General features: G+C 60.2%; 3 protein-coding genes and 1 pseudogene. 2 read left to right on the forward strand and 2 right to left on the reverse strand.

The genetic code is table 11. From position 1 onward, the window contains the following. The coding region (locus NW837_RS02540; RefSeq protein WP_414329127.1) for a M56 family metallopeptidase at positions 1-724 on the forward strand (724 nt) is incomplete at its 5' end. A gap of 59 nt (positions 725-783) precedes the next feature. Next, on the forward strand, positions 784-1,722 hold the full coding sequence (gene argB / locus NW837_RS02545; RefSeq protein WP_414329128.1) for an acetylglutamate kinase: 939 nt from the start codon (positions 784-786) through the stop codon (positions 1,720-1,722). On the opposite strand, the gene NW837_RS02550 is transcribed toward argB, so the two are convergent. Both NW837_RS02550 and NW837_RS02555 read right to left on the reverse strand, forming a co-directional pair. Further along, on the reverse strand, positions 1,719-2,528 hold the full coding sequence (locus NW837_RS02550) for a hypothetical protein (RefSeq protein WP_414329129.1): 810 nt from the start codon (positions 2,526-2,528) through the stop codon (positions 1,719-1,721). The two genes, argB and NW837_RS02550, sit on opposite strands and share 4 nt — an antisense overlap. Before the next feature lie 81 nt (positions 2,529-2,609). Continuing rightward, positions 2,610-2,824: pseudogene (locus NW837_RS02555) on the reverse strand (RNA-guided endonuclease TnpB family protein); the annotation flags it as partial.

Genomic DNA, 2,824 nt, shown 5'->3' on the forward strand with positions numbered 1-2,824 from the left:
CTTGGCCTGGATGGGGCCGTGGGGACAAATGGCCGGGGTGGGGGGCTGGTTCTGCTACGGCTGTGCCCTGCTGTTGCTGGCCGTGGCCGGCGGCGTGGCCTTGCACTGGATTTGGGAATACTGGCGCTCCTATCGACGTGCCCATCTGCAAGCTCTGGCCCAGGTGGATTTGCATGGCTCTCCGGCCTACGTGCTGGATTTGGAGATTCCTTTTGCTGCTCAAGTGGGGGTGTGGAATGCCCAGTTGGTGGTCAGCCGCGGCCTGCTGGAGCAGTTGGATGATGAGCACTTGCGGGCTGTAATCGCTCACGAAGAAGCCCATCGCCACTACCGCGACACCCTGTGGATGTTTGGGGTGGGCTGGCTGCGACGCCTCACCGGCTGGCTGCCCAACACCGAGGCCCTCTGGCAGGAATTGCTCACTCTGCGGGAACTGCGGGCGGATCGCTGGGCGGCCCAACGGGTGGATCCCTTGCTGTTGGGAGAGGCCCTGCTGCAGGTGGTGGGCTATGGCGTGGTGGAGCAACCGGCGGCGGCCTGGGTTGGCTTTGCAATGGCCGTGAGTTCAGACTCAGGGCAACGGCTGCAGGAGCGTATCGATGCCCTGCTGCAGCAGGCAGAGTCAGGGCCCGTCGATCCCCTACCCCATTCTTCTTCCATTCGGGGTTGGGCCTGGTTGGGGTTGTCCCTATTGCCTTTGCTGGCGATCCCGTTCCATACCTGAGGATCTGCAGAATGCGATACTCTGGGTCAGGTTTTCTGGACTTCTAGGGACTTACAGCAGTGCAAACCAACTCTTCCCTTTCTGAGGCGACTGGGTCGGCCTGTGATCCCCTTACGCGGGCGCAGATCCTCATCGAGGCTTTACCCTACATTCAGCAGTACCAGGGCCGCGTTATTGTCATCAAATACGGCGGCGCAGCCATGGTGCACCAAGAGCGACGGGCCGAGGTGCTCCGAGACATCGTCTTTCTGGCCTGTGTGGGGATCCGCCCGGTGTTGGTGCATGGGGGGGGGCCGGAGATCAACAGTTGGCTACAAAAACTGGACATTCCCTTCAAGTTTGTGGATGGCTTGCGGGTTACCGATGCCGCCACCATGGAAGTAGTGGAGATGGTGTTGGTGGGCAAGGTCAATAAGCAGATCGTGCAGCTCATCAGCTTGGCCGGCGGATCGGCGGTGGGGCTGTGCGGGCGAGATGGCAACTTGATCAAGGCGCGATCCCAGGGCCGGGCGGAGATTGGCTTTGTTGGGGAAGTGAGCAGTATCAACCCCCAGTTGCTGCAAACCCTATTGGAAGGTGGACAGATTCCGGTGATCTCCAGTGTGGCTGCCGATGAGACGGGCCAAGCCTACAACATCAACGCCGATACGGTGGCGGGAGAACTGGCGGCCTCTCTGGGGGCAGAAAAGCTGATTTTGCTCACCGACACCCCTGGCATTCTCAAAGATCCTCAGGATCGCAGCTCTCTGATTACGTTGCTGGATATCGAGACGGCTCGCCAGTTGATCCAAGCCGGTGTCGTCAAGGGCGGCATGATCCCGAAGGTGCAGTGTTGCATTCGCGCCCTGGCACAAGGGGTGCGGGCGGCCCACATTCTGGATGGAGGATCCCCTCATTCCCTATTGCTGGAGCTGCTGACCGATGCCGGCGTGGGCACCAAGCTGGTTCCTTCTCAATTTGCCGCCCAGTTGGAAGGACTGAACAACGGATCCCGCTAAGCTTCCTTGATAAAGCGAAGAATCTCCCGCACATGGCCGAGAAACTGGCTATCCACACTGAGCTGAGCCACAGCTTGGTGGGTCTCCTGGCGCAATTGCCTGTGCTCCAGCTCGTTGCTGGCCCGGAACTGTTCCAGTTGGGCTTTGAGCGCGGCCAGCTCCTGCCGCAGGTAGCGCCGGGTTTCTTCCTCCTGTTGGGCCCAAGAACCGGGCTTGCCGGGATCCCATTGCTCCTGCAACTGCTCGACTTGGCGCTGCAACTGCTCTAGTCGTTCCGCCAGCTCGAGGGCATCTTCGCGAGGGATGCGGATTTGCCCTTGCAACTGGGCCAAGCGGTCGGCCAAATACTCGTAGCCCCGGATGGCCGGGCGCAGAGCCGTTAACAACACCGCAGCCACGGCGCTGGGGTAGCCAATGGGGGTGACTTGCCCAACGGCCAAGCCATAGAAAGCTAGAGCCGACAGCCCATGCAGGGCAATGGCCACGCGCAACGACCAGCGGCTGAGCTTTTGTAGGAAAGCCAAGGTTGAATCTTCCACCGGGATCCCTCGTTCCTGAGACACGACCGCCTCCTGCTGAACGGCCTTGGCCTGAAAGTAGAGGTTCCAGGGAAGGGTGACGATCACCACCAGCCACCAAAAGCTGGCGATCCCAATGGCCCAGTCGGCCAGCTCCCCAATAGGTAGCCCAAAAGCCCGCAACAGGCCAAACAGGATCCCACCGCCGATCAACAACAGCAGCCCCGCCACCCAAACTGGGAAAAAGATTTTCGAGTAAGACACGGAGTAAGAGGTTGAGTAAGACATTGCCGGTTTCTCCTCATCAAGCTGCCTACAGCCTGCCCGAACCGAGCGGCCAGAAGCTCGTAAACTACCCGACTCCGACCGCTAAGCGGTACGGAGCGGGCTTTCAGTAGCCCTGAGCCTGCTCTGCTCTGCCAGAGAACAAAACAGGCCCGAACCCCTAGGCTGGTTTACGACAGCCCCCAAAAGCGCAATTACGTTTGCACCATTCAAATCCGCATCCCCTCCCCATCCACAGTGCCCACACTTGAACGACTTGCCACTGCGGTAGGATTGCGCAGGATCGGGATGGATGTGCA

This window comes from Synechococcus sp. R6-10, assembly GCF_047461815.1.
Taxonomy (GTDB): Bacteria; Cyanobacteriota; Cyanobacteriia; order Thermostichales; family Thermostichaceae; genus Thermostichus.

Excerpts from the sequence above, each read along its gene's own strand:
- NW837_RS02550 (WP_414329129.1), bottom strand. The coding sequence starts at position 2,528 with ATGTCTTACTCAACCTCTTACTCCGTGTCTTACTCGAAAATCTTTTTC.